Raw genomic sequence first — 942 nt, forward strand, 5'->3', positions numbered from 1 at the left:
TGCAGTGCCCGCTTGGCCGCCCGCAGGCCGACCGGCGAGTTCGCGGCGATGCGCGCACCCAGCGCCAGCGCCTCCTCGCGGTCCCGGCCCGCCTCCACCAGGACGTCCACCAGACCCAGCCCCGCCGCCTCGGCCGCCTCCAACCGCCGTGCGGTGAAGATGAGTTCGGCCGCCCGGGCCGCGCCCACCCGGCGGGGCAGCAGCTGCGTACCGCCGCCCCCCGGGATCACGCCCACCGACACCTCAGGCAGACCCACCACGGCAGTGGCGTCGGCCACGATCAGGTCGCAGGACAGGGCCAGTTCGAAGCCGCCGCCCAGCGCGAAGCCGTGCACGGCGGCGATCGTCGGCATGGGGAGTTCCAGGACGCCGGTGTAGGCCCCGCGCGCGAGGGGCCGCTGCCGTACGAGCTCCGCGTCGGTGAGCGAATTGCGCTCCTTCAGGTCGGCGCCGACACAGAAGGCCCGCTCGTGCGAGGAGGTCAGCACGGTCACCCGGACGTCCCGGTCCGCCGCCAGTGCCGCACAGGCCGCGGCGATGGACCCGGCCATCGCGGTGGAGACGGCGTTCATGGCCTTGGGCCGGTCCAGGACGAGTTCGGCGACGTACCCCTGTCGCCGCACCAGCACGAACTCCCCGAACCGTTCCTCGCTCATGACACCCTCCTGGTTAACGTGGGTTAACAGAACTCTCCCCGATCATCGCACGGGCCTTCCCCGTTCGGGTGACATCCCGCCCAACTCCCGCCGCACCGCCCGGAGAAGCGCATAACGTGCGTCCGCCACACCACAGGGGAGGGATCGTGACGACGACCACGAAGGCGGAACGGGCCGAGGACACCGCGGACATGGAGCCACCCCTCCTGCCCCGGACCCCGCGCGGCCGGCACCGCCGTCCCCGCCCCCGCAAGGTCCTGCTGGCCGTCGGCGGGCTCGCCGTGGC

Annotated in this window: 1 protein-coding gene; it reads right to left on the reverse strand. The window is 73.4% G+C overall.

Going from position 1 to position 942, the window contains the following annotated elements:
- Nucleotides 1-656: enoyl-CoA hydratase/isomerase family protein (locus R6V09_RS53895; RefSeq protein WP_317888661.1), on the reverse strand; the 656-nt coding region annotated here is incomplete at its 3' end.
- Between the last annotated feature and the right edge of the window lie 286 nt (nucleotides 657-942).

This window comes from Streptomyces sp. W16 (genome assembly GCF_033194735.1).
Classification (GTDB): domain Bacteria; phylum Actinomycetota; class Actinomycetes; order Streptomycetales; family Streptomycetaceae; genus Streptomyces.